Source organism: Nocardia sp. CNS-044 (genome assembly GCF_059570515.1).
In genome coordinates, this window is record NZ_JCANSX010000005.1 from 1,514,843 (window position 1) to 1,538,149 (window position 23,307).

Sequence of the window (23,307 nt, forward strand, 5' to 3'; positions counted from 1 at the left end):
GCGTTCCGCCGACAGATGAGGGGTTCTCGATGCGAGCGCGACGACCGAAAGCACTGCGGGGCAACAACAATCACACGAACATCTGGCGCGGCGGAATGGCGACCGCCGGCATGGTCGGCGCGCTCGCCGGTGCGCACGCGCTGCGCCGCGCGGGGGCACGGGTGCTCTGGCCCGCGCGGCGCGACGAATACCGCGACGAGAACTTCGCGCTCATTGCCGAAGACCGGGCGGGTGCGGTCGTCACCGAAGACGGCGTCCGGCTCGCCACCCGCGAGTGCGGTCCGGTCGACGCGCCACTGACAGTCGTCTTCGTGCACGGCTTCTGCAACAGCATGGAGTCCTTCCACTTCCAGCGGCGTGATCTGGAAAAGCGCTGGGGCGCAGAGGTTCGACTCGTCTTCTTCGACCTCCGCGGGCACGGACGCTCCGGCACGCCGACCACCGAGAGCTGCACCGTCGCGCAGCTAGGTCGCGACGTCGCCGCGGTCATCGAGGCGACCGCGCCCACCGGACCGGTCGCGCTCGTCGGGCATTCGCTCGGCGGCATGGCCGTGCTCGCGGCGGCGGCGCAGTTCCGCGAGCTGTTCGCGCGACGGGTGGTCGCGATCGCACTGCTCTCCACCGCGGCGGCCGAGGTCACCGCGGCGGGCATCACCCAGCTGCTGCGCAATCCGGCGATCGACGGCTTCCGGCTCGCCGTACACACCGCGCCCGCGCTGGTGCAGGCCGGTCGCTCGACGGTGCGGCATCTGATCACGCCGATCCTGCACGTGAGCTCGTTCCACGGTCCGGTCAGCCCGACGCTGTCCAGATTCACCACGCTGATGATCGACGACACCCCGGTGGAGACGATCGTCAAGTTCCTGAAAGCGATTGAACTGCACGACGAGTCGGCCGCCCTGCCGACGCTGGCCGGGCTTCCCGCGCTGGTGCTCGGCGGCGTGCACGACCTGGTGATCCCGTTCCGCAACTCGCGCGCCCTCGCCCGCGAACTGCCGAACAGCGAACTGATCCGCCTCGCCGAGGCCGCCCACATGCCGCACATGCAATTCCCCGACACCGTCAACGACGCGCTACATCGGCTGCTGGTGCGCGCCGGGTTCTTCCGCGCCGCTGAGGGCGACGAGGCTTCGGCTGGGTGAAGCTTGCCGCGCCGGGTTCTTCAGTGTGGGGGAGGCCGTCGCGGCGTCGGCGGGGCGATCGGCGGACGCGAACCTGGCTCGCCGAGGAGGGCGATGAAGCGTCGGCGGGTGAGCGTCGATCGCGAAGCTGCTCGCGGCCGATCCCGACCGCGCCGGTACGCTCGACCCGATCAACGGCAGGGTGAGAAGGAGGTCGGCGGTGACGCAGCAACGGCGAACGCTGCCGACCGTGGAGGACACCGAGGCGCTGGGCCGCGAACTGGCCGCCGGACTCGGCGCGGGTGATCTCGTGGTGCTCGACGGTCCGCTCGGCGCGGGCAAGACCGCCTTGACGCGCGGCATCGCCGAGGGCCTCGGCGTGCAGGGCCGAGTGAGCTCGCCCACCTTCATCATCGCCAGGCAGCACCGGGCGGGTCGGCGCGAAGGTGCGGCGCCGGTGCCGATGGTGCACGTCGACGCCTACCGGCTCGGCGGCGATCTGGACGAACTCGACGCGCTCGACCTCGACACCGATCTGCACGAGGCGGTGGTCGTGGTGGAGTGGGGCCTCGGGGTCGTCGAGCACCTCGCCGAGCGGCATCTGCGCGTCCTGCTGACCAGAGAACCGGAATCCGATGTGCGAACCGCGGTCTGGGAGTGGGTCGAGTAGACGCAGGTCACAGTGGGGCTGCCACCGGATCGGCCTGCGGATTTAGCTACTCGGTAGCTCCGCGCCGCGGCGAGGTACCACCCGGTATCGTTGGGCCAATCATGCTTGTACTAGCTGTCGACACCGCGACACCCGCCGTTACAGCGGGATTGGTGGAACTGGAGCAGGCCGCGCCCGATGCGGTCACCGCGACCGAGCTGCGCACCATCGCCTCGCGGGTCCGGGTCGATGCCCGCGCCCACGCCGAGGTGCTGACCCCGCAGATCCTCGAATGCCTCTCCGAGGCAGGCCGTTCCAGGACAGATATCGCCGCGGTCGTCGCCGGCGTCGGACCCGGTCCGTTCACCGGCTTGCGGGTCGGCATGGCGACCGCGGCCGCCTTCGGTGACGCGCTCGGCATCCCGGTGTACGGCGTGTGCAGTCTGGACGCGATCGCCTCGGACGCGTTCGCCCAAGGCGAGTTCGCCGCCGACGGCGAGCTGCTCGTGGTGACCGACGCGCGCAGGCGCGAGGTGTACTGGGCGCGCTACCGCGCCGGCATCCGGGTCGCGGGGCCGGATGTGGTCAAGCCCGCCGCGCTCGACCACGGCTCGGCCACGGTGATCGCGGGCTCCGCCTCGCACGTCGATCTGTTCGACCTGCCGGTGCTTCCGGTCGAGACGCCCTCGCCCGCGGGCTTGGTGCGCGTCGCCGCCGCCGAGCTGCTCGCGCGCGCCGTGCCGGAACCGCTGGTGCCGCTCTACCTGCGCAGGCCGGACGCGGTCGAGAACGCGTATCGCACCCTCGATCGGACGGGAGCGTGATGGTGGACGACGAAGTACGCGCCCACGCCTTCCACATCGAGCCGATGAACGCGGCCGACATCGAGCGCTGTGTCGAGCTCGAGCAGCTGCTGTTCCCGGAGGACGATCCGTGGCATGCGGTCGCCTTCCGCTCGGAACTGGCCGGGTCGCACAACCGCTACATCACCGCCCGCGCCGAGGACGGCCGGATGGTGGGCTACGCGGGCGTGGCGCTGCTCGGTGATGCCGAACACCCCGAGGCCGAGGTGCACACCATCGGCGTCGACCCGAGCTATCACCGGGCCGGCATCGGCACGCTGCTGCTGGAGGCGCTGCTCGCGGAGGCGGGCAAGCGCGGCGGACCGGTCTTCCTCGAGGTGCGCACCGACAACGCGCCCGCCATCGCGCTCTACGCCAAGCACGGCTTTCACATCATCGGTCTGCGCAAGAACTACTACCACCCCAGCGGCGCCGACGCCTACACCATGCGCAGGCCGGAACTGACCGCGCTCCCGCTTCCCGACGAGGTGTTGTCGTGATCGTCATGGGCATCGAGTCCTCCTGCGACGAAACGGGAGTCGGCATCGTCCGCCGCGCTCCCGACGGCAGCTGCGAGCTGCTCGCCGACGAGGTCGCCTCCAGCGTCGACCAGCACGCGCGCTTCGGCGGCGTGGTACCGGAGATCGCCTCGCGCGCGCACCTGGAGGCGATCGTGCCCGCCATGCGCCGGGCGCTTTCCGCGGCGGGCATCGCCAAGCCCGACGCGATCGCGGTCACCATCGGCCCCGGCCTGGCGGGTGCCCTGCTGGTGGGCGTCGCGGCCGCGAAAGCGTATGCGGCGGCGTGGGATGTGCCGTTCTACGCGCTGAATCACCTCGGCGGCCACGTCGCGGTGGACACGCTGGAGCACGGGCCGATGCCGCCGTGCGTCGCGCTGCTCGTGTCCGGCGGACATACCCACCTGCTGCACGTCACCGATCTGGCCGAGCCGATCGTCGAACTCGGCAGCACGGTCGACGACGCGGCGGGGGAGGCCTTCGACAAGGTGGCCAGGCTGCTCGGTCTCGGCTTCCCCGGCGGACCCGCGCTGGACGCGGCCGCGGCGAGCGGCGATCCGAAGGCGATCGCGTTCCCGCGCGGCATGACCGGGCCGCGCGACCCGCGCTACGACTTCTCCTTCTCCGGTCTGAAGACCGCCGTCGCCCGCCACGTGGAGTCCGCGCAGCGCGCCGGCGTCGCGACCGAGGACCTGCCGATTCCGGATATCGCCGCGTCCTTCCAGGAGGCGGTCGCCGACGTGCTGACCATGAAGGCCATCCGCGCGGCCGAGGACGTCGGTGTCGGCACCCTGGTGCTCGGCGGCGGGGCCACCGCCAACTCGCGAATCCGCTCGCTGGCCGAAGAGCGCTGCGCGGCGGCTGGTTTGACGCTGCGGGTGCCGAAACCGCGGTTGTGCACCGACAACGGCGTGATGATCGCCGCCCTCGGCGCGCACGTCATCGCGGGCGGAGCGAAACCCTCGTCGCTCACGGTCGCCACCGACCCGGGCCTGCCGGTCTCGGTCAGCCAGATCGCCTGAGGCCGATCGCCTTCCGCTGGCGGCTGTCCTACCCCGTCTCAGTTGCGCGGAGCGAACTCGAGTTCCAGCAGCGGTAGTGCGGTCACCGTGCCCTGCCGGGCGGAGCCCGAATTGGAGCGGGGCATCGGGTACGGGATGCGGGTCTGTGCGGGCGCCTGGGGCGGGGCGCTCGCCGGCGGCGAGGGGAATGGGATTTGCGTCTGCGCGGGCGTCTGCGACGGGTCGCCCGTGGGCGGCGGTGGGCTGGTCGACGGCCCGTATTCCTCGCGGTTCTGCTGCGTGGGCACCGAGGAACCGCCGGGCGGATTCAGCAGCGGGCCCAGCAGTTCCGGGAACGGGATGGGCGGCAGGTTCGGGTCCGGGCGCAGCGTCGGCTGGACCGACGGGATCGGCGCCGCCGTCGGTGTGGGTGTCGGCGACGGCGTGGACACGGCACCGGTGCGGGTCGACGACAGACCGGCGTCCTCGGTGACCGGCGGCGTCGCGCCGGTGGTCCGGCTGACCGGCTCGCGGGCGCCGGAGGTGTCGGTCCCCGCGCCGGTCTGCGGCGCGACCGTGACGGGCGCGGTGGGCAACAGGGCACTGCTCGTCGTGCCCGCGGGGGAGACCTCCTCGTCCGACGTCGGCGCGAAGGTCTTGAAGCCGTAGCCGATTACGAGGCCGACCACCACGATGGCTCCGGCGAGCGTGCCGATGACCTTGGTGAAGGTGCCCGCCGGCGCGTCGCCGCCGAGCGCGGCAACCGGGAAGCCGGACGGCTGTGCGGCATCGGCCACCAGCGCCGCGCCCTTGGCGATCACCGCCTCCGGATCGTCGACGGTGAGCACCGGCACGTCCAGCTCGCGTTCGAGTGTCTGCAGGACCGCGGGGATGTTCGCGCCGCCGCCGATGACCGCCACCGCCTGCGGTGACTTCGGCGCTCGCGCGAACACCGCCGCGGTGAACAGGGCGATGTCGCGCAGCAGATCGCCGATGAGTTCCTCGAAATCGGCCCTGGTCAGCTTGAGCGGGCGGCCCGCGACGTGGTCGATGGTGACCGCGGGCGTCACCGAGAGATGTTCCTTCGCGGCACGACCCCGGTTGGTCAGCATGCCGCGGTTCGGCCTGGTGCCGCGCCGGGCGTAGTGCACGTCGAGCAGGTGGTGGTAGATCAGGTCGTCGATCGCGTTGCCGCTGATCGCGTGAATGCGTTCGGAGCTCAGGACGTTGCCGTCGGCCTGCTCGGCGACGGTGACGCTCAGACCGGTCGCGCCGAGATCGACGATGGCGACCGTCTCGTAGCGGTCCAGCAGGCCGGTGTGGCGCAGGAAGGTGAGCGCGGCGGTGCCCTCCGGCACCAGCTTCAGCTCGCGCTGTTTGCCGGTGGCCGAACGGATCACCTGCGCCTGTTCCTTGCTGCGGTAGGCGACGGCGACGCTGGTCGGCGGCTTGCCCGCCGCCGCTTCCATACCCGTCGCGCCGGTGCCCGCGAAGCGGACGCCGACCGGCTGCGTGGGCCACGCGATGTCGTGCGGCGCTTGCTGAGTCGGCAGCTGGGTTGTCATCAGGTCGATCGAGGACGCGACGAGATCGCCGATGTCGGAATGGGCCGCGTCGGCGGAAACGACTCGGTAGTCGAAACTTTGGGCGCCGTTCGACGCCGTGGCGACCAGCGCCGAGCACACGACCTCGTTCCCGGCGGAGATGCCGAGGGACGTTCGCATGTTCACCTCCCTTCGAGCGGATGGTCATCGTGTCGCCGACCATCTCGAATGGACTTCCGGACCGTCGCCTTGTCGGCGAACGATCCGGACTCGGGATCCGGCCGGACCGCCGTCCGGGTGGGTCGCGGGAACCGGCTTGGGATCACGTGTGGACTTGCCCTCTGGTGAAGCTTTGTGGCGCAACGGAATCTGTGACGCTGTGCTACGTGCGAAGCTGTGCTACCTGTGACGCAGTACTACCTGTGACGCTGTGCTGGTTCTTTCGTGACGCTCGATGCCCCCCGCGGACGCCGGTTCGTGATGAACATGGCGGACCGAGGAACGACCGTCGCTAATACTGTCACAATCCGTTATCCGAACGTTACAGATTTCGCGAACCAATGGAAAGTCCCGAGGCCGTGGGGTGGCGAACCCTGGTCAGTGCAAAGTCGAACGTCCGGGCGTGTCGGAAACGCCGACGCGCATTGGCACCGCCCGGCCTTGAGCGCTGGCACTCTCGTGTATAGAGTGCTAGTGGCACTGGTGAACACGGTCGGCCGGGCAAGCGTCCACCCTACGCGTTCGCCGGATGTCAGCAGTTGTGACTACTGAGCAGGGGTCCCGGCACCCGCGACGACGGGGCTATGCGCAGGGTCAGCACCGTGACCGAACCGATGGTCCGGGACAACAGTTCCGGACGACCGTAAATCCCCTGAAAGTGGAGGGCTCAACGTGGCGAGCGTGAACATCAAGCCGCTCGAGGACAAGATCCTCGTCCAGGCCAACGAGGCCGAGACGACGACGGCCTCCGGCCTGGTCATCCCGGACACGGCGAAGGAGAAGCCGCAGGAAGGCACCGTCGTCGCCGTCGGCCCCGGCCGCTGGGACGACGAGGGCGAGAAGCGCATCCCGCTGGATGTCCAGGAGGGTGACGTCGTCATCTACAGCAAGTACGGCGGCACCGAGATCAAGTACCAGGGCGAGGAGTACCTGATCCTGTCCGCGCGCGACGTGCTGGCTGTCGTCAGCAAGTGACCGCGCTCGGCGTGATCCGGATCGGATCGCGCTTCCCGGCCACGCCCGGGATCGAGTCGTAACGACGTTGCCCCGGTACCCCTCCCAGCGGGGCCGGGGCAACGTCGTTTCAGCCCACCGGGCGGCGACAGCACGGCCCCACCGGACCGAGCCCGTCGCCCAGGCATCCAAGGAAAAGGACTTATGGCAAAGCAGATCGAGTTCGACGAGAAGGCTCGCCGGGCTCTGGAACGCGGCGTCGACAAGCTCGCCGACGCGGTGAAGGTCACCCTCGGTCCGCGCGGTCGCCACGTGGTGCTCGCGAAGGCCTTCGGTGGCCCGACCGTCACCAACGACGGCGTCACCATCGCGCGCGACATCGACCTCGAGGATCCGTTCGAGAACCTGGGCGCGCAGCTGGTCAAGAGCGTCGCGACCAAGACCAACGACGTGGCGGGCGACGGCACCACCACCGCGACCGTGCTGGCCCAGGCGCTGGTGCGCGCCGGCCTGAAGAACGTCGCCGCCGGCGCCAACCCGATCGCCGTCGGCGCGGGCATCGCCAAGGCCGCCGACGCGGTCTCCGAGGCGCTGCTCGCCGCGGCGACCCCGGTCTCCGGCGAGAAGGCCATCGCGCAGGTCGCCACCGTGTCCTCACGCGACGAGCAGCTCGGCGAGATGGTCGGCAAGGCGCTCACCACCGTCGGCAAGGACGGCGTCGTCACCGTCGAGGAGTCCTCGACGCTGGAGACCGAGCTCGTCGTCACCGAGGGCGTGCAGTTCGACAAGGGCTACCTCTCGCCCTACTTCGTCACCGACGCCGACACCCAGCAGGCCGTCCTGGAGGACGCGCTGGTGCTGCTGCACCGCGAGAAGATCAGCTCGCTGCCGGACTTCCTTCCGCTGTTGGAGAAGATCGCCGAGAGCGGCAAGGCCGTGCTGATCATCGCCGAGGACGTCGAGGGCGAGGCGCTGTCCACCCTGGTGGTCAACTCCATCCGCAAGACCCTCAAGGCCGTCGCGGTGAAGGCGCCGTTCTTCGGTGACCGTCGCAAGGCGTTCCTGGACGACCTCGCCGTGGTCACCGCGGGCACGGTCATCAACCCGGACCTGGGCGTCAACCTGCGCGAGGCGGGTCTGGAACTGCTCGGCAAGGCTCGGCGCGTGGTCGTCACCAAGGACGACACCACGATCATCGACGGCGCGGGCACCGCGGAGGACATCGCGGCCCGCAGCGCGCAGCTGCGCCGCGAGATCGAGGCCACCGACTCCGACTGGGACCGCGAGAAGCTCGAGGAGCGCCTTGCCAAGCTGGCGGGCGGCGTCGCGGTGATCAAGGTCGGCGCGGCCACCGAGACCGCGCTCAAGGAGCGCAAGTACCGCGTCGAGGACGCGGTGAGCGCGGCCAAGGCCGCGGTCGAGGAGGGCATCGTCCCCGGCGGCGGCACCGCGCTGGTTCAGGCGGGCGCCAAGCTCGTCGAGCTGCGCGACTCGCTGTCCGGTGACGAGGCTGTCGGCGTCGAGGTGGTGCGCAAGGCGCTGCAGGCGCCGCTGTACTGGATCGCCACCAACGCGGGCCTGGACGGCGCCGTGGTGGTCAGCAAGGTCGCCGAGGGCAAGGAAGGCTTCAACGCCGCCACCCTCACCTACGGTGATCTGCTCACCGACGGTGTCGTCGACCCGGTGAAGGTGACCCGTTCCGCGGTCGTCAACGCGGCGTCGGTCGCGCGCATGGTGCTCACCACCGAGAGCGCCGTGGTCGACAAGCCCGCCGAAGAGGCGCACGACCACGGTCACCACGGTCACGCGCACTGACGCGACGAGCGTGCGAAAGGCCCCCGGATGCGAGCGTCCGGGGGCCTTTTCGGCGTTCGGGGATAATGCGGCTCGACGGGACGCGTGATAGCGAGACCGGAGTCGAGTGGACGATTCGCGTTGGACCGCCCGGAGAAACCGGGACTGGCGAACGAGGACGAGGGGGGCGCGGCAACGCCCGTACCGGGCGGCGCGCCGAGAGTGATCGGCTAGGGCTCGATAGCACCGCAACCTCGAGCCTGCGGTGCGGCGCGCGAGGTCGCCGAAGCGAGAATCGGCCGCGCGGTGGGACGCGCGAGCCGCAGTGGTGAATCGTCGCTCAGGAGGCGACCGGGGGTTGCTCAGCGGCGATGGCCGCGAGCAACCGACCCCGGAGCGCGGCGGGCGGCGCGGTGACCGTTACCGCCGCGAGCGCGGTCAAAGCGTCTTTGGCCTGTTGCACCTCTGCGAGGAACTCGGCGCGTAGCACCGGGTCCTCGCCGTCGAGCAATTCCTGAACCGCGTGATGGTCTTCGTCGTCGATCGATCCGAGCGCGACGGTGTGCGCGAGATCGATCTGGGCTTCGTTCATCTCACGTCACCCCCAAACTTTTCTTCAGTCGTGTCAATCCATCCCGAATCCGGGACTTAACGGTCGGTAACCCTACGCCGAGATAGGTGGCCACCTCCGCGTACGTCCGGCCGCCGTAGTAGGCCAGCGAGATGGCTTCTCGCTGAGTTTCCGTGAGGCCGGTGAGTCCTTCGAGGACCGCCTGCTGTTCGAGCCTGCGCTCGACCTCTTCGATCACCTCGTCGAACTCGTTGCCGAGAACCCTTATCCCGTAGGCGACTTCCCGTTGGGTATGGGCCTGCTCGGCGCGGACCCGGTCGACCGCGCGCCGATGGGCGAGCGTCATCAACCACGTCACCGCCGACCCCTTCGCGGGGTCGAAGCTGGCTGCGGTACGCCAGAGCTGGAGATACACCTCTTGCGTGGTCTCCTCCGCGTACCCCGGATCGTGCAGCACCCGGAGCACCAGACCGAACACGCGCGCGCACGTCCGGTCGTACAGTTCGGCGAAAGCTTCCTGATCGGACTGACCGCAACGGTGCAGGAGAGCGGCTAGTTCGATGCTTTCGGCTGCGCGTGCCGACACCGCAGAATCCACACTCGGTGGGAAGGCTTCTCTTCGGAACGAGTCGCCCTCTGCGGCTGGCGGCCGCGTTGTCACAACGCTCCATTCTGTGTCATCGGTCACTACCGTAGCGTGCCGCTATCGCCTCCTTCCAGTGGGGTGCCAGCAAACCGCAAGTAGCTCAGCTACTTTGCGGTGAACTCCCAAACGCCGGGCGAATTCAGATGTGACACGCCAACAGCTACCGCTCGCCACCGGGCCGACAGCCGTGCGGCTTCTGCCTCGCCGCGACCGCGGGTGCAGCGGTGGTGACCGCCTGATGCCGCGCGTCAGCGTCGGTCCCGAACTGCGACGACGGTGTGCCGACGCGGTCCGGCCGGTGATCGTGCATCTGGTGTTTCAGTGGCCGGTTATTTGCTAGGCATTCGGCGCGCCGCGCGATGCGGATGGGTCGCGGATTCGCGTTGTGGCTGTCGGGCGACGGCTGGTCGCTGCTCAGACGGCCATGCGGCGGCGGTTGCGCCGCGCGTGCATCTCGCGCTCGGTCTCCGACATGCCGCCCCAGATGCCATACGGCTCGCTGACTTTCAGTGCGTGGCTGCGGCACTGCATGAGCACCGGGCAGGCGCGGCAGATCTCCTTGGCTCGCATCTCGCGTGCGGTGCGGGCGCGCCCGCGTTCGCCGTCGGGATGGAAGAACACGGCGGAGTCCACGCCTCGGCAGGAACCTCGCATCTGCCAGTCCCAGACGTCGGCGTTCGGTCCGGGGAGGTGGGTCGGCATGGGCATGGTGAACTCCTCGTAATGCGAGCTCGTCGGCGTTGTCGAGCAGTTTGTCTGCAACAGTTGCGGAACGCATGCGATCGGCGGGTCCCGCGGTCGCCCGGCCGGTCGCTGCAATTTCGCGCGGCGCCGTCCGTGGCGATGAGCTACGTTAGGGGCAGCCGCGAAATTACGTCAATAGTTCGACGCACCGGTTTTCCAAATCCGCAATGGCGAGATTTAACCTACCCGCTGTTTACTTTTAACGGGGGTTCCGGTGATACTGTTCGGTTGGCCAGTACGTGGCTGGCCCGCCGCTGTCCGAGGTATGTGACTGTTTCCGCAGGTAGTCTGTCTTTTTTGGGAAAACTCACAGGTTACTGGTCCCATGGGGGACAGATAACTGCCGTGATGGTGGCCACCGTACGGGTGGTTGCCGAGGGTCGCTCAGATGGCGGAAACGGGGCGTAGAGGTTAATTGCGCGAAACGCGCGTGAATTTGCGTCGCGGATGATCGCGCAATGCCGACGCGAGATTTACCTGATGGAAACATGGGCCACGTACCAGAAATGCTGACAAGTTGCCAGGGGTGCGGACGCACTTTTACTACGCGCCGTCGTCGGTCGCGCCCGGTATAGAGTTCGCCCGTGTTCGCGCCAGTTCCGACGGTGGATGTCCGATATGAAGTCCTCGCTATGGGAGCCTTCGGGCCTCGTCCCGGCCTCGCCGCTGCCGAGTTGCCGGATGCCCCGGATGCCCTGAGTTCGTGGCACCGGGCGGTGATTCTCGGGGGGCAGGGGCGCTATGCCGCGGCACGCGCGGAACTGGCCGCGGTGCGGCGGCGGACGACCGATCCGGTCTTGCTCTCACTCGCCGCGAGCACCGCGGGCTCGCTACTGCGCCAACTCGGCTGGCATGTCGCGGCTTCGGGCCCGGATGGCAGAGCCGCCGCGCTGGCGTTGCCCGGCGGCGCACTCCAACCCGCCCCGCCGATCGGTTCCGCGCCGGACCGAACGGACGCGGTCTGCGACGCGCTCACCGGCTTGGCCGCCGACGCGCTCGGGGCGGGCCGCCTCGCGCTGGCGCGGCGGCTGCTCGACCGGAGCCGCGCCGCCCTCGATCCGGACGGCCTGCGATGGCGGGCCTGGATCCGCTGGCACTGGGTCAGCGCCGAGACGGCGTTGGCGGCCGGCGCGGCCGGCGCGGCGCTGCCGCACACGCGCGAAGCTCTGGCTCTCGCCGAGGCCGCGCCCTCGGTGCGGCACCGCGTCAAGTCCCGTCTCCTCGTGGCCGCCGCGACGGCCGCTTCGGGTGACTTGGAACACTCTCGCGCGCTGGCCGACACGGTCGCGGCCGAGTGCCGCGAGCACGATCTGCTTCCGTTGCGCTGGGCGTGCGCGATGCTGCGTTCCGGGCTCTCGGATCCGGATGCCACGCGCGAGGCCGAACGGTGTGCCGCCGGAATAGTCCGTCGTGGCGGGCGTTTTCGGCCACCGGGCGCCGCGTAGCTGTCGGCGCGGCGTTGTCGAGACAAGTGACCATGTTGCTCGGTTCCGCGCTGCCTATCGCTATTGTTAGATCCGTTCCGCCGCTTCAGCGGAAGCACAGGTCATCGGGCCGGTGCCACTTGTAACGCCAGGAATATCTCTGACGATGACGCACACGGGCGAAGAGTTGGACCTCGCCGTCGCTGCCGCAGCGCAGGGCGACAGATCCGCTTTAGCTCAGGTACTAGAGCTGATCCGCCCGCTGGTTGTCCGGTACTGCCGCGCGCGTATCGGCGCGGCGGAGCGTGGACAGCTCTCCGCGGACGACGTTGCGCAGGAGGTATGTCTGGCCGTGATGACAGCCTTGCCCAGATATCAAGACCAGGGCAGGCCCTTCATGGCCTTCGTATACGGAATCGCTTCGCACAAGGTCGCCGACGCACACCGCAACGCCGCCCGTAACAAGGCGGAGGCGATGGCCGAAGTACCAGATGTCATATCCACCGACCAAGGACCGGAGCAGCGCGCTCTCGAATCGGAAACCAGCAGGCAGATGAACCGTCTGCTCGCGACGCTTCCGGAGAAGCATCGAGAGATCCTGATCCTGCGATTGGTCATGGGTTTGTCAGCGGAAGAAACCGCGGTCGCCGTGGGCAGTACGGCGGGCGCGATACGGGTGGCCCAGCACAGGGCACTCGCGAAACTGAAGTCACAAGTGGCGAGGGCAGGTGAAATGTATGGCTAGGGATGGCGAGCGCGGTCGGGGTGACTGGAAGGCGCGACGTGGATCGCGAAACAGCGGTCCCTACGCCGGGGGGACTGGTGACACCGGACCGGTGGACATCGCAGCGGTACGCCGCGACGATGCTCTGATCGACGCCATCGCCAGCGATGGACCGGTACAGACCGATAGTGCGGAGGAGTTTCAGCTCGCCGCGCTGCTCGCGGATTGGCGCGCGGAACTCGTTTCGCCGCCGCTACCGGGAGATCCGGATCTGGACGCGGTCGTAGCCGCGGTCAACCAGGAGATCGGCGCGCGCAAGGTTCGAGTCGGCGCAGTCAACCGTGGCCGTCTTCGGCTTGTCGGTCCGATCACGGGTGCCGCGGCCGCATTGGCACTGGTCTTCGGCGGTGTGACGGCGTTCTCCTACAGCGCCGAACCCGGCGATCCGCTCTGGCGGGTCAAGGAGGTCGTGTTCAGCGAGCAGGCCCAGACCACCGTGGTGCAGCGCGCGGGCAACGAGCTGGACCAGGCCGAGCGTGCACTGGCCCAGAACAACCCGGCGCAGGCGAAGGCACTGCTGGAGCGGGCGTCGGTGAACGTGGACCAGGTCAGCGATTCCGGCAAGAAGCAGGATCTGCAGTCCGAGTGGCAACGGCTGCTCACTCAGCTCCGCGGCCTCTCTCCGGAGGCGGCGGCCGCGCTCGAGGAGGCGGTCACGTCGACTCAGCCACGGCCGAGCGGCACCACCGATTCCACTCCCACGACGACGCAGCCCGCGCAGCAGCAGACCACCATCACCAACCAGATGGTGCCGCCGGTCACGGCGACGACTCCGCCGACCACCGTGGCCGTGGAGCCGAGCCTGCCGCCGACACAGCCCACCAGGCCGACGACGCAGCAGCCGCCGGTGACCACCGTGCCGAACAACACGACGCCCGTCGAGGAGCCGCCGACGCAGGCGCCGCCCACCACGCAGGTGCCGACGACGGTTGTCGTGCCGAGCGTGGATGTCGGCGAACCGACTCAGCCTGCGACGCGGTCGCCGATCTTGGAAGACGGGCCGGGTACGGTCATCGTTCCCAGCGTGCCCGGGGGCATCACCCCGAGCAACTGAGCTCGAACGTAAGCGAATTCACCATCGAACGGCGACCCCTCGGTTGTCGGACGGATCGCCGGTAGTCATTACTTGTGGGCGAGGTGTCGAACGACACCCTGAAAAGATCGCGCGCGCATTCGGGCGTGTCGCGATGAACCACGCGAATATTGGCGCGTCGAACGATTGCCGACCGGTGGGTCGGCTTTCGTCGTTTCAGGGTGTGTGGGAACCGAGGTCAGCTGTCGAAGCCGTCGAACCCGTCGCCGTGGAAGGCTTCGTTCATCGACGCGTCCGCGTAGCCCCGGCAGTAATCCCAGGTGACGTACGCCTCGGGCGTCGGATCGTAGGCCGGCTCGTGCGGCCGCACCGTGCCGTCGACCAGCAACTGAAGCAGGTTGGCGCGCAACATGTCCCAGTCGTGGTAATGGTCCTGTCGGCAGTCCTCGCAGCTGACGACCAGCCCGCGGATTCCGCGGTGGGCCAGTAGCGCTTCGTAGACCGCGAGGTCGGCGAGATCCTCCTCGACCGCAAGGCGCTCGTGGGGATCCAGCGGTTCGCCGGGCTCGATGGCGTCGAGCGCGGCGGACGGGTCGGAGGGGTCTCCGGCGAACGGATCCGGCGGCAAGCCAGGTGGTAGATGGTCGCGCACACACCCACGGTACGCAGAACAGGGTGGTCTTCGCCAGCTATGTAGGGTGCCAGTTTCGCCATCGCGGCGTACCTCCGGCTGTGCGGTCCGTCGAGGGACTCGCTTCGGCGGCGCCATTGGGCAGTTCATCGACGAGTTTGCGGGACAGATACCATGGGTGTCAGGCGCCGGACAGTTCTCGACACGCTGACCTCGCCGCCACCGTCCATCCCATCAGTTGTGCGCGACGCCGGTCCGTCCGGCGTCTCTCGCTTTCGACGTCCAGGAGGGGTCGATCCGAATGAGTAATCCCGTACCGGGCGAACGGCTCGCGGTCCGCCCCCCTACGGGTGGCGACGACCCGAACAAGATCGCCATGCTCGGCCTCACGTTCGACGACGTGCTGCTGCTGCCCGCCGCATCGGATCTGATTCCCAGCTCGGTGGAGACCTCGAGTCAGCTCACAAGGGAGATCCGGTTGCGCACCCCGCTCGTGAGCTCGGCCATGGACACCGTCACCGAGGCGCGGATGGCCATCGCGATGGCGCGCGCCGGTGGCATGGGCGTCCTGCACCGCAATCTCTCGGCCGCCGATCAGGCCGCGCAAGTGGAGACGGTCAAGCGTTCCGAGGCGGGCATGGTGACCGATCCGGTGACCTGTCGCCCGTCCGACACGCTGGCCGAGGTCGACGCCATGTGCGCCCGCTTCCGCATCTCCGGTCTTCCGGTGGTGGACGAGACCGGTTCGCTCGTCGGCATCATCACCAACCGCGACATGCGTTTCGAGGTCGACCAGAACCGCCGCGTCGCCGACGTGATGACCAAGGCCCCGCTGATCACCGCTCAGGAGGGCGTCACCGCGGAGGCCGCGCTCGGCCTGCTGCGCCGCCACAAGGTGGAGAAGCTGCCGATCGTGGACGGCAACGGCCGCCTGCGCGGTCTCATCACCGTCAAGGACTTCGTCAAGACCGACCAGTACCCGAACGCCACCAAGGACCGCGACGGCCGCCTGCTCGTGGGCGCCGCGGTGGGTGTCGGCGAGGACGCCTGGTCGCGCGCCATGACGCTGGCCGACGCGGGCGTCGACGTGCTGATCGTCGACACCGCGCACGGACACCAGGTGCAGGTGCTGCAGATGGTCGCCAAGGTCAAGGCCGAGGTCGGCGACCGCATCCAGGTGGTCGGCGGCAACGTCGCCACCCGTGCGGGCGCGGCCGCGCTGGTCGAGGCGGGCGCGGACGCGGTCAAGGTGGGCGTGGGCCCCGGCTCGATCTGCACCACCCGCGTGGTCGCCGGTGTCGGCGCGCCGCAGATCACCGCGATCCTGGAGGCCGTGGCCGCGTGCAAGCCGCACGGCGTTCCGGTCATCGCCGACGGCGGCATCCAGTTCTCCGGCGACATCGCCAAGGCCATCGCCGCGGGCGCGTCCACCGTGATGCTCGGCTCGCTCCTCGCGGGCACCGCCGAGTCGCCCGGTGAGCTGATCCTGGTGGGTGGCAAGCAGTTCAAGAGCTACCGAGGCATGGGCTCGCTGGGCGCCATGCAGGGCCGCGGCCAGGCCAAGTCCTTCTCCAAGGACCGCTACTTCCAGGACGACGTGCTCGCCGAGGACAAGCTGGTGCCCGAGGGCATCGAGGGCCGCGTGCCCTTCCGCGGTCCGGTCAACCAGGTGATCCACCAGCTCGTCGGCGGTCTGCGGGCGGGCATGGGATACACCGGCGCGCAGTCCATCGCCGAGCTGCAGGAAGCGCAGTTCGTGCAGATCACCGCGGCGGGTCTGAAGGAAAGCCACCCGCACGACATCACGATGACCGTCGAGGCGCCGAACTACACCGGTCGCAGCTGACGTAACCGGGTGCGGTCGGATCCGACAGCGTCGGTCCGGGTCGCACCCGGCGACCGGTCGCCGGGTGATCCCGCGGTATGAGGTGGTCCGACATATGAGCGCCCCTGCGCGGGTCGCCCACTCGGCAAGTCCGAACAAACCACGCTTGCCGTGCCGAATTGGTGCGCTGCGCTGGACGCGATTGCGCTCGCTCTGGACGAACCGTGCATGATTAACCTGTTCGCGAGTCGAAGCGACTTGGACCGGTCGCTCCCTCCCGACCACCTCGAGGGCGAGTCTTACGAGCCCGTTCGCGGCCGTCTCGCTTCCGGGCGGTCGAAGCGCATGCGACGCAGTCGCGAGTCTCGACCGCTCGGAAGCGAGACATAAAGGCCGCGAACACGCGCGCCCCGGCGCGCCAAAGACACGGCCGCGAACACGCGCGCGTCAGCGCGCCAATCAACACCGAAAGGACAGACAAGTGCGCGACATGGTCGAGATCGGCATGGGCCGGACGGCCCGGCGTACCTACGAACTGGACGATGTCGACATCGTTCCCTCGCGGCGTACCCGCTCGTCGAAGCAGGTGTCGCTGGCCTGGCAGCTCGACGCCTACCGGTTCGAGATTCCGTTCCTCGCGCACCCGACCGATGCCCTGGTGTCGCCGAAGTTCGCCATCGAACTCGGCCGTCTCGGCGGGCTCGGCGTGATCAACGGCGAGGGCCTGTGGGCCAGGCACGCCGATGTCGAGGCGAAGATCGATCAGCTGCTGGAGCTGGTCGGCAAGGGCGGCTACGAGCGCGCCGTCGGCATGTTGCAGGAACTGCACGCCGCGCCGATGCAGCCGGATCTGCTCGCGGCCGCGGTGGCCGAGGTGCGCGCGGCGGGCGTGACCGTCGCCGTGCGGGTCAGCCCGCAGAACGCCCGCGCGCTGACGCCGGCCCTGTTGCAGGCGGGCATCGACCTGCTCGTCGTGCACGGCACCATCATCTCCGCCGAGCACGTCGGTGACGGCGAGCCGCTGAACATGAAGACCTTCATCGCCGAGCTGGACGTGCCCGTGGTCGCGGGCGGCGTCAGCGATCACCGCACCGCGCTGCACCTGATGCGTACCGGCGCCGCTGGCGTGATCGTCGGCTACGGCTCCTACCCGGGCGCCACCACCACCGGCGAAGTGCTCGGCATCGGGGTGCCGATGGCCACCGCAATCGCCGACGCCGCCGCCGCGCGCCGCGACTACCTGGACGAGACCGGCGGCCGCTACGTGCACGTCATCGCCGACGGCGACATCGCGACCTCCGGTCAGCTGGCCAAGGCGATCGCCTGTGGCGCCGATGCCGCCATGCTCGGGGTGCCGCTCGCGCTGGCCGCCGAGGCGCCCGGCCGCGGGTGGTACTGGCCGTCGGCCGCCGCGCACCCGTCGGTGCCGCGCGGTTCGCTGCTCCACGTGGACGATCCGTGGGATCTGGGCGGCGAGTCCACCGAGCAGGTGCGGCCGAGCTTGGAGCGCGTGCTGTTCGGCCCGTCGGACGACCCGTTCGGCTCGCTGAACCTCGTCGGCGGTCTGCGCCGCTCGATGGCGAAGGCCGGGTACTCGGACCTCAAGGAGTTCCAGAAGGTCGGACTCAGCGTTCGCGCCTGAGGTTTCGCGCGTCGTCGTCAGTACACGCCCGTGGGCATGACTTGTTCGCGGAGGAACTGGCGGATCGTGTGGTTCACCGGTTCCGGGTGCGTCATGGTGACCGCGAGCCGGGCGCCCGCGATCTCCACGAAGGTCGCCGCCGCCAGACCCTCGGCCAATCGTTTGGCGCGGTCGTGCGGGATACCGCTGTCGGTGGCGTGGATGACCAGTGCGGGACAGGTGATTTCGGGCAGCCGGTCGAGCACCGATTCCCTGGCGAGCAGGCAGCCCGCGGCGACCTCGATGTCGTGCCGGTCGCGGCCGAGCCAGCGTTTGGTCCAGATCGCCCGGTACCAGTCGTCGTCGCCGATCAGCCAGGTGGCGAGCCGATGGACCGCGTGCTCCCTGCTGTCGTCGTCGTACCACTCGTCGAGGAAGCGCTGGGTGGCCGTGGACTGCTCGGGTGTCGGTCCGTGCGCCTCGGTGCTGATGAGGATCAGTCCCGCGATCCGCTCGGGCGCGATCAGCGCGGCGCGCAGCGCGGTGAAGCCGCCCTGCGCGGTGCCGCCGACCACCGCGCGTTCGGCGCCGAGCTGATCGAGCACGGTCAGCGCGTCACGCGCCGCGGTCCAGTAGGTGAAGGGTAGGCCCTGATCTTTCGTGCGTCCGTGGCCGCGGGCATCCCAGGAGACGATCCGGAATTCCGGCGCGAGCGCAGCCACCTGGGAAGCGAACATGGTGCGGTCCATGAGGAATTCGTGCGCTAGCAACACCACCGGACCGTCCCCGCCGCTGTCCTCGTAGTGGATGTCGGCGTCTATCGCACGGGCGAAGGGCACCGCAAGAGGATAACGAGCCGAGGCGGGGTCGACGCGGGATTCGGGCCGCCCGCTTGGAGATAGCCGGGGGACGCCGGGAGCGCCCGGTGCCCGCGGAGACAACGTGCCTGCACAGGGGCATGCCCGTTGGTTCGGGCGCGCACCCGGCTCACTAGACTGTGGCCGTGGCAGAATCCCAGAGACCGGTCCTCGTCGTCGACTTCGGTGCCCAATACGCTCAGCTGATCGCCCGGCGGGTGCGCGAGGCGAGTGTGTACTCCGAGGTGATTCCGCATACCACCACCGTCGAGGAGATCGCGGACAAGAACCCGCTCGCGGTGATTCTGTCCGGCGGTCCGGCGAGTGTGTACACCGAGGGCGCGCCGCAGCTGGATCCCCGGCTGTTCGATCTGGAGCTGCCGGTCTTCGGCATCTGCTACGGCTTTCAGGCGATGGCCCAGGCACTGGGCGGCACGGTCGCGCACACCGGCACCCGCGAGTACGGCCGCACCGAGCTGAACATCGACGGCGGTCTGCTGCACGGCGGTCTGCCCACCATCCAGCCGGTGTGGATGAGCCACGGCGACGCGGTCACCGACGCCCCGGAGGGCTTCGAGGTCACCGGCACCACCGCGGGCGCGCCGGTCGCCGCGTTCGAGGACCGGGCCCGTCGCCTGGCGGGCGTGCAATACCACCCCGAAGTGCTGCATTCGCCGCACGGTCAGCAGGTGCTCAGCCGCTTCCTGCACGAACTCGCGGGCATTCCGGCCGCTTGGACGCCCGCCAATATCGCCGACGCGCTGATCGAGCAGGTCCGCGAGCAGGTCGGCGACGGACACGCGATCTGCGGTCTGTCCGGCGGCGTGGACAGCGCGGTCGCGGCCGCGCTCGTGCAGCGCGCCATCGGCGACCGGCTGACCTGTGTCTTCGTCGATCACGGCCTGCTGCGCTCCGGCGAACGCGAGCAGGTGCAGCAGGATTTCGTCGCCGCGACCGGCGCCAAGCTGGTGACCGTCGACGCGGTGGACAAGTTCCTCGGCGAGCTGAAGGGCGTCACCGATCCCGAGGAGAAGCGCAAGATCATCGGCCGCGAATTCATCCGCTCCTTCGAGGACGCGGTGAGCGAGGTCGTCGCCGAGCACGGCGCCGAGGACGGCGAGACGCCCAAGGTCGAGTTCCTGGTGCAGGGCACCCTGTACCCGGACGTGGTGGAGTCGGGCGGCGGCAGCGGCACGGCGAACATCAAGTCGCACCACAATGTCGGCGGTCTGCCGGAGGACCTGGAGTTCGATCTGGTCGAGCCGCTGCGGCTGCTGTTCAAGGACGAGGTCCGCGCGGTCGGCCGCGAGCTCGGCCTGCCCGAGGAAATCGTTGCCCGCCAGCCCTTCCCGGGGCCGGGTCTGGCCATTCGCATCGTCGGCGAGGTCACCGGTGATCGTCTCGATACCCTGCGGCAGGCCGACGCCATCGCCCGCGAGGAGCTCACGGCCGCCGGGCTTGACCGTCAGATCTGGCAGTGCCCGGTGGTGCTGCTGGCCGACGTCCGCAGCGTCGGCGTGCAGGGCGACGGCCGCACCTACGGTCACCCGATCGTGCTGCGTCCGGTCTCCAGCGAGGACGCCATGACGGCCGACTGGACCCGCCTGCCCTACGAGGTGTTGGAGCGCATCTCGACCCGCATCACCAACGAGGTCGCCGAGGTCAACCGCGTCGTCCTCGATGTCACCAGCAAGCCGCCGGGCACCATCGAGTGGGAGTGATCCCGAGAACAACGGCCCCCGCACACGGTGTGCGGGGGCCGTCGTTTTCCGGGGATTCAGTCCGTCTTGGCGCGGCTCCAGCCGTGGCCGAGGACGACGTGGCCGAGTAGCGAGCCGCCACCGATGTAGGTTCTGGCCGGAGTGATCGGCACCACCCGCGCGACGGGCGTGCCCTGGTGCGGCGCCGGATCGGTCGCGTCGTCGTCGAATTGGTCTCGCGCCATGGGGTTCTCCTGTCTGACCATCGCGCTAGCGGCGCTTGCGCGGGGAGATGACGAGCAGGACGCCGACGACGATGGCGGCGACGACGACGATCCAGCCGAAGGAGATCGCGCCGCTGGCCGTCGCGGCGGGGCCGATGAAGCCCCAGACGCTCACCGCGAGGGCGAGCAGGCCGACGATCAGCAGGGAAGCCGACGGTCCGCGTCCCTCGGTCGTGCCGTTGGGTTGGGTCTGCTCAGCCACGCTGCACCTCCACGCTGCCCATCTGGATGTCCACGTTCAGGTCGAGCACCGGGGCGCCCGGGGTGTTCGGTCCGGTGATGCCCTCCGGGCACTGGTTGTCGCCCATGTTGACGGTGCAGTCGGTGCGGAGGGTCATGCCCTCGGGCACCAGGATGCGGACCTCGCCCATCTGCACGCCGACGTTCACGGCCCGGTTCTCGGTCAGGTTCAGCGACCGCAGGTCGAGGGTGCCCGCGCCCATCGAGATCTTGTAGTCCGGTTGCAGCTCGGCCATCGTCGCGGGGGTCCAGACGTGGTCGCCCATGGCACCCCGGTCGAATTCGATGGGACCGATCATCGAGGCGAGCAGGACGAAACCGGCGAGCGGAGCGGTGACAACCAGCAGGCCGTAGCCGCGCCGCAGGAACGCGCCGAGCACCAAGCCGAGGCCGATCACGGCGAGGGCGACGGCGGCGATGCGGCCGGGGGTCATCCATTCCGCGCCCGCGGCGGCGATCGCGCCAGCACCCGCCGCGGCCAGGATGGCCAGGCCGAGCACGACCGGGGTCAGCCGGGATCGGGGACGCTTCGGCGGTGGTGCGACCACCGCGCGGGCGGGCGTCGGTTCGGGCAGGTCCCAGGCCAGCGGCGCCACGCCGAGCGGATCCCAGGAGGGCGGGGTCACGCCGGGGAAGGCGGCGGGAGTCGGGTGCGATGGTGCGCGGGCGGGCAGGTCCGCGGGAGTCTTCGGGTTGGCGGGTGCCTTCGGTTCGGCGAGGGTCTTCGGCTCACCGCCGGTCTTCTCGAGCGAGATCGGCGCGGCGTCCTCGGTGCCCGGCTGCGGTGACGAGGTCCGCGCTTCGAGCACTTCGGTTTTCGTGTCGATCACCTCGGTGGGTCGGTCGACATCCTTGTCCAGCACGGTTTCCGCCTCCGTCTCGCGCGGCGCGTCGGGAACGTACGCGTCCGGCAGCTTGGTGTACGGGCTGTACACCGGCCCGACGTCCGGGATCGGGTAGCCGGGCGCGCGCAGCGGCCCGGTCGGGAAGGCGGCTCCGGGGTAACCGGTCGCGAAGAGGCCGTCGGCGTAGCCGCCGTCGACCATGCTGGTGCCCGGCGGCGGCTGCGGGCAGCGCATGAACAGCATCCACCAGCCCGCCAGCATCAGAGCCAGGCTGATCATCCCGGAACCGGCCAGTCCGACGCCGATCGGACCGACCGTGGTGACCGCGATGGCCAGCGCCACGACCAGCACCACGGTCTTCGTGTGCGACTGCGAGCTTTGCCCCTTGCCGAACAGCGATTCGGCGGCCGAGGACTGGTCCCCGGACTCGTTCAGCAGCAGCCAGGCGAGCAGGTACAGCACAATGCCCGCGCCGCCGAACAGGGTGGACACCACGAACGCGACCCGCACCAACACCGGGTCGACGTTGTAGCGCTGCCCGAACCCGGCCGCGACGCCCGCGACCGGGCCCTGGCGCGGCAACCGGACGGGCCGCGTCTGCCACATCTGCTGCAGCTGATCGCCGAAGGTTGTTCTCGTCATGCTTCCCATGGTGCGGCTGACCAGCGGCGCGGCGCATCGGGGGGAACCCTGAAAAAAACAACCTGATCCTGGTGGATCAGGGCGCTCACATCGTGAACGGATCCCCGAACACCGCGCCCTCCGCGGTCACGTCCGCCGTTTCCACGGTGATGATCGCGTAGGCCTGCACAGTCAGCGGGCCCGCGCAGTCCTCGACGTGGACGCGCCGGTCCCGGCTGAACACGTACCCCGTGCTGCCCGGCAGCAGTTCCTTCTCGCCGACGGGCACGTCGACGACCTTGCCCGGAGTGATCGAGAGATCGACGCCGATCCCCGCGCTCAGATACGGTCCGACGCTCACGTCCACCCCGGGCAGCAGCGACTCCGGCGACAAACCCAGGTGCGCGCTCGCGTCCGCGTCGATGCCGACCTCCGCCCCGAGGTCGAGTTTCGCCTTCAGATCGACGGCGCAGGCGACGAAGTATCCGGTCTTCAGATGACCCGTCCCGTCCGAGACCTGGCCGTAGAAGGTGTTGTCCAGGAAGACGTCTCGATTGGTCGGCATTCCGTTCAACGACCCCACCGGCCGTGCCGCGTGCTCGCTGTGGCCCACCGTGAATTCCAGCCCGCCCGGGGCGGAGTACGTCTTCTCGTGCGGTGCGAGATCGACCGCCGCCGCCTGCGATGCGAGCCCCGCGAGGGCACCCATCGCGATCGCGACAGCGGCCAGCCCAGACTTCCCATTCATGCGGGTATCCCCCTCGTTCCACACCCGGGCTCCCTACCCGGGGCGACCACGGACTGCCCCCGTGGTCGCTTTCAGCATGGTCGGGGTTGCT

The 23,307-nt window shown here is 69.4% G+C and carries 23 protein-coding genes; 13 read left to right on the forward strand and 10 right to left on the reverse strand.

Features of this window, described 5'->3' with window-relative positions; translation table 11 throughout:
- Positions 1 to 29 precede the first annotated feature (29 nt).
- From T333_RS07550 to tsaD, 5 genes are all read left to right on the forward strand, one after another.
- Positions 30 to 1,142: an alpha/beta fold hydrolase gene (locus T333_RS07550; RefSeq protein ID WP_496423994.1), complete on the forward strand. Its 1,113-nt coding sequence runs from the start codon at positions 30 to 32 to the stop codon at positions 1,140 to 1,142.
- 199 nt (positions 1,143 to 1,341) lie between these two features.
- The gene (gene tsaE / locus T333_RS07555; RefSeq protein WP_496423995.1) at positions 1,342 to 1,791 is read left to right on the forward strand and encodes a tRNA (adenosine(37)-N6)-threonylcarbamoyltransferase complex ATPase subunit type 1 TsaE; all 450 of its coding nucleotides are present in this window, start codon (positions 1,342 to 1,344) and stop codon (positions 1,789 to 1,791) included.
- Between the two features lie 101 nt (positions 1,792 to 1,892).
- Positions 1,893 to 2,594, forward strand: a complete 702-nt coding sequence (gene tsaB / locus T333_RS07560) for a tRNA (adenosine(37)-N6)-threonylcarbamoyltransferase complex dimerization subunit type 1 TsaB (RefSeq protein WP_355000067.1) — start codon at positions 1,893 to 1,895, stop codon at positions 2,592 to 2,594.
- Positions 2,594 to 3,112 (forward strand): ribosomal protein S18-alanine N-acetyltransferase, encoded by a 519-nt coding sequence (gene rimI / locus T333_RS07565; RefSeq protein ID WP_355000066.1) that lies wholly within the window; start codon positions 2,594 to 2,596, stop codon positions 3,110 to 3,112. The genes tsaB and rimI overlap by 1 nt, the downstream gene beginning before the upstream one ends.
- Complete coding sequence (gene tsaD, locus T333_RS07570; protein WP_355000065.1) at positions 3,109 to 4,152, forward strand: tRNA (adenosine(37)-N6)-threonylcarbamoyltransferase complex transferase subunit TsaD; 1,044 nt, start codon at positions 3,109 to 3,111, stop codon at positions 4,150 to 4,152. The genes rimI and tsaD overlap by 4 nt, the downstream gene beginning before the upstream one ends.
- 38 nt (positions 4,153 to 4,190) lie before the next feature.
- Here the strand turns inward: tsaD and T333_RS07575 are convergent, their stop codons facing one another.
- Complete coding sequence (locus tag T333_RS07575; protein ID WP_496423996.1) at positions 4,191 to 5,855, reverse strand: DUF7159 family protein; 1,665 nt, start codon at positions 5,853 to 5,855, stop codon at positions 4,191 to 4,193.
- Between the two features lie 711 nt (positions 5,856 to 6,566).
- Between T333_RS07575 and groES the strand changes: the two genes are divergently transcribed.
- Together groES and groL are read left to right on the forward strand one after the other, a co-directional pair.
- Positions 6,567 to 6,869 carry a co-chaperone GroES gene (groES, locus tag T333_RS07580; RefSeq protein WP_067784927.1) on the forward strand — a complete coding sequence of 101 codons (303 nt, stop codon included), beginning with the start codon at positions 6,567 to 6,569 and terminating at the stop codon, positions 6,867 to 6,869.
- A 183-nt stretch (positions 6,870 to 7,052) separates the two neighbouring features.
- On the forward strand, positions 7,053 to 8,663 hold the full coding sequence (gene groL / locus T333_RS07585) for a chaperonin GroEL (RefSeq protein WP_355000063.1): 1,611 nt from the start codon (positions 7,053 to 7,055) through the stop codon (positions 8,661 to 8,663).
- 319 nt (positions 8,664 to 8,982) lie between these two features.
- On the opposite strand, the gene T333_RS07590 is transcribed toward groL, so the two are convergent.
- The 3 genes from T333_RS07590 to T333_RS07600 form a co-directional block, all read right to left on the reverse strand.
- Positions 8,983 to 9,234 carry an RskA family anti-sigma factor gene (locus T333_RS07590; RefSeq protein ID WP_496423997.1) on the reverse strand — a complete coding sequence of 84 codons (252 nt, stop codon included), beginning with the start codon at positions 9,232 to 9,234 and terminating at the stop codon, positions 8,983 to 8,985.
- Position 9,235: 1 nt separating this feature from the next.
- On the reverse strand, positions 9,236 to 9,811 hold the full coding sequence (locus tag T333_RS07595; RefSeq protein WP_253810709.1) for a sigma-70 family RNA polymerase sigma factor: 576 nt from the start codon (positions 9,809 to 9,811) through the stop codon (positions 9,236 to 9,238).
- Between the two features lie 462 nt (positions 9,812 to 10,273).
- Positions 10,274 to 10,567, reverse strand: a complete 294-nt coding sequence (locus tag T333_RS07600; RefSeq protein ID WP_067784918.1) for a WhiB family transcriptional regulator — start codon at positions 10,565 to 10,567, stop codon at positions 10,274 to 10,276.
- A 668-nt stretch (positions 10,568 to 11,235) separates the two neighbouring features.
- Here T333_RS07600 and T333_RS07605 point away from each other — a divergent pair.
- From T333_RS07605 to T333_RS07615, 3 genes are all read left to right on the forward strand, one after another.
- Complete coding sequence (locus tag T333_RS07605; RefSeq protein WP_496423998.1) at positions 11,236 to 12,048, forward strand: hypothetical protein; 813 nt, start codon at positions 11,236 to 11,238, stop codon at positions 12,046 to 12,048.
- Between the two features lie 145 nt (positions 12,049 to 12,193).
- Complete coding sequence (locus tag T333_RS07610; RefSeq protein ID WP_067784912.1) at positions 12,194 to 12,772, forward strand: sigma-70 family RNA polymerase sigma factor; 579 nt, start codon at positions 12,194 to 12,196, stop codon at positions 12,770 to 12,772.
- 91 nt (positions 12,773 to 12,863) lie between these two features.
- The gene (locus T333_RS07615) at positions 12,864 to 13,865 is read left to right on the forward strand and encodes an anti-sigma-D factor RsdA (protein WP_355000060.1); all 1,002 of its coding nucleotides are present in this window, start codon (positions 12,864 to 12,866) and stop codon (positions 13,863 to 13,865) included.
- A 217-nt stretch (positions 13,866 to 14,082) separates the two neighbouring features.
- On the opposite strand, the gene T333_RS07620 is transcribed toward T333_RS07615, so the two are convergent.
- Positions 14,083 to 14,496 carry a DUF5319 domain-containing protein gene (locus T333_RS07620; RefSeq protein ID WP_011207424.1) on the reverse strand — a complete coding sequence of 138 codons (414 nt, stop codon included), beginning with the start codon at positions 14,494 to 14,496 and terminating at the stop codon, positions 14,083 to 14,085.
- 280 nt (positions 14,497 to 14,776) lie between these two features.
- Between T333_RS07620 and guaB the strand changes: the two genes are divergently transcribed.
- Together guaB and T333_RS07630 are read left to right on the forward strand one after the other, a co-directional pair.
- Positions 14,777 to 16,321, forward strand: a complete 1,545-nt coding sequence (guaB, locus tag T333_RS07625; protein ID WP_355000059.1) for an IMP dehydrogenase — start codon at positions 14,777 to 14,779, stop codon at positions 16,319 to 16,321.
- Between the two features lie 460 nt (positions 16,322 to 16,781).
- Positions 16,782 to 17,942: a GuaB3 family IMP dehydrogenase-related protein gene (locus tag T333_RS07630; protein ID WP_357251318.1), complete on the forward strand. Its 1,161-nt coding sequence runs from the start codon at positions 16,782 to 16,784 to the stop codon at positions 17,940 to 17,942.
- 17 nt (positions 17,943 to 17,959) lie between these two features.
- On the opposite strand, the gene T333_RS07635 is transcribed toward T333_RS07630, so the two are convergent.
- Complete coding sequence (locus tag T333_RS07635) at positions 17,960 to 18,760, reverse strand: alpha/beta fold hydrolase (RefSeq protein WP_355000057.1); 801 nt, start codon at positions 18,758 to 18,760, stop codon at positions 17,960 to 17,962.
- A 158-nt stretch (positions 18,761 to 18,918) separates the two neighbouring features.
- On the opposite strand from T333_RS07635, the gene guaA reads away from it, so the two are divergent.
- Positions 18,919 to 20,499, forward strand: a complete 1,581-nt coding sequence (guaA, locus tag T333_RS07640; RefSeq protein ID WP_355000056.1) for a glutamine-hydrolyzing GMP synthase — start codon at positions 18,919 to 18,921, stop codon at positions 20,497 to 20,499.
- Positions 20,500 to 20,555: 56 nt separating this feature from the next.
- Here the strand turns inward: guaA and T333_RS07645 are convergent, their stop codons facing one another.
- The 4 genes from T333_RS07645 to T333_RS07660 form a co-directional block, all read right to left on the reverse strand.
- Positions 20,556 to 20,723 carry a hypothetical protein gene (locus tag T333_RS07645; RefSeq protein ID WP_355000055.1) on the reverse strand — a complete coding sequence of 56 codons (168 nt, stop codon included), beginning with the start codon at positions 20,721 to 20,723 and terminating at the stop codon, positions 20,556 to 20,558.
- A gap of 25 nt (positions 20,724 to 20,748) precedes the next feature.
- Positions 20,749 to 20,964 carry a hypothetical protein gene (locus tag T333_RS07650; protein ID WP_355000054.1) on the reverse strand — a complete coding sequence of 72 codons (216 nt, stop codon included), beginning with the start codon at positions 20,962 to 20,964 and terminating at the stop codon, positions 20,749 to 20,751.
- The gene (locus T333_RS07655; protein WP_496423999.1) at positions 20,957 to 22,498 is read right to left on the reverse strand and encodes a PspC domain-containing protein; all 1,542 of its coding nucleotides are present in this window, start codon (positions 22,496 to 22,498) and stop codon (positions 20,957 to 20,959) included. The genes T333_RS07650 and T333_RS07655 overlap by 8 nt, the downstream gene beginning before the upstream one ends.
- A gap of 76 nt (positions 22,499 to 22,574) precedes the next feature.
- Positions 22,575 to 23,216, reverse strand: a complete 642-nt coding sequence (locus T333_RS07660) for an MspA family porin (protein WP_357251310.1) — start codon at positions 23,214 to 23,216, stop codon at positions 22,575 to 22,577.
- Between the last annotated feature and the right edge of the window lie 91 nt (positions 23,217 to 23,307).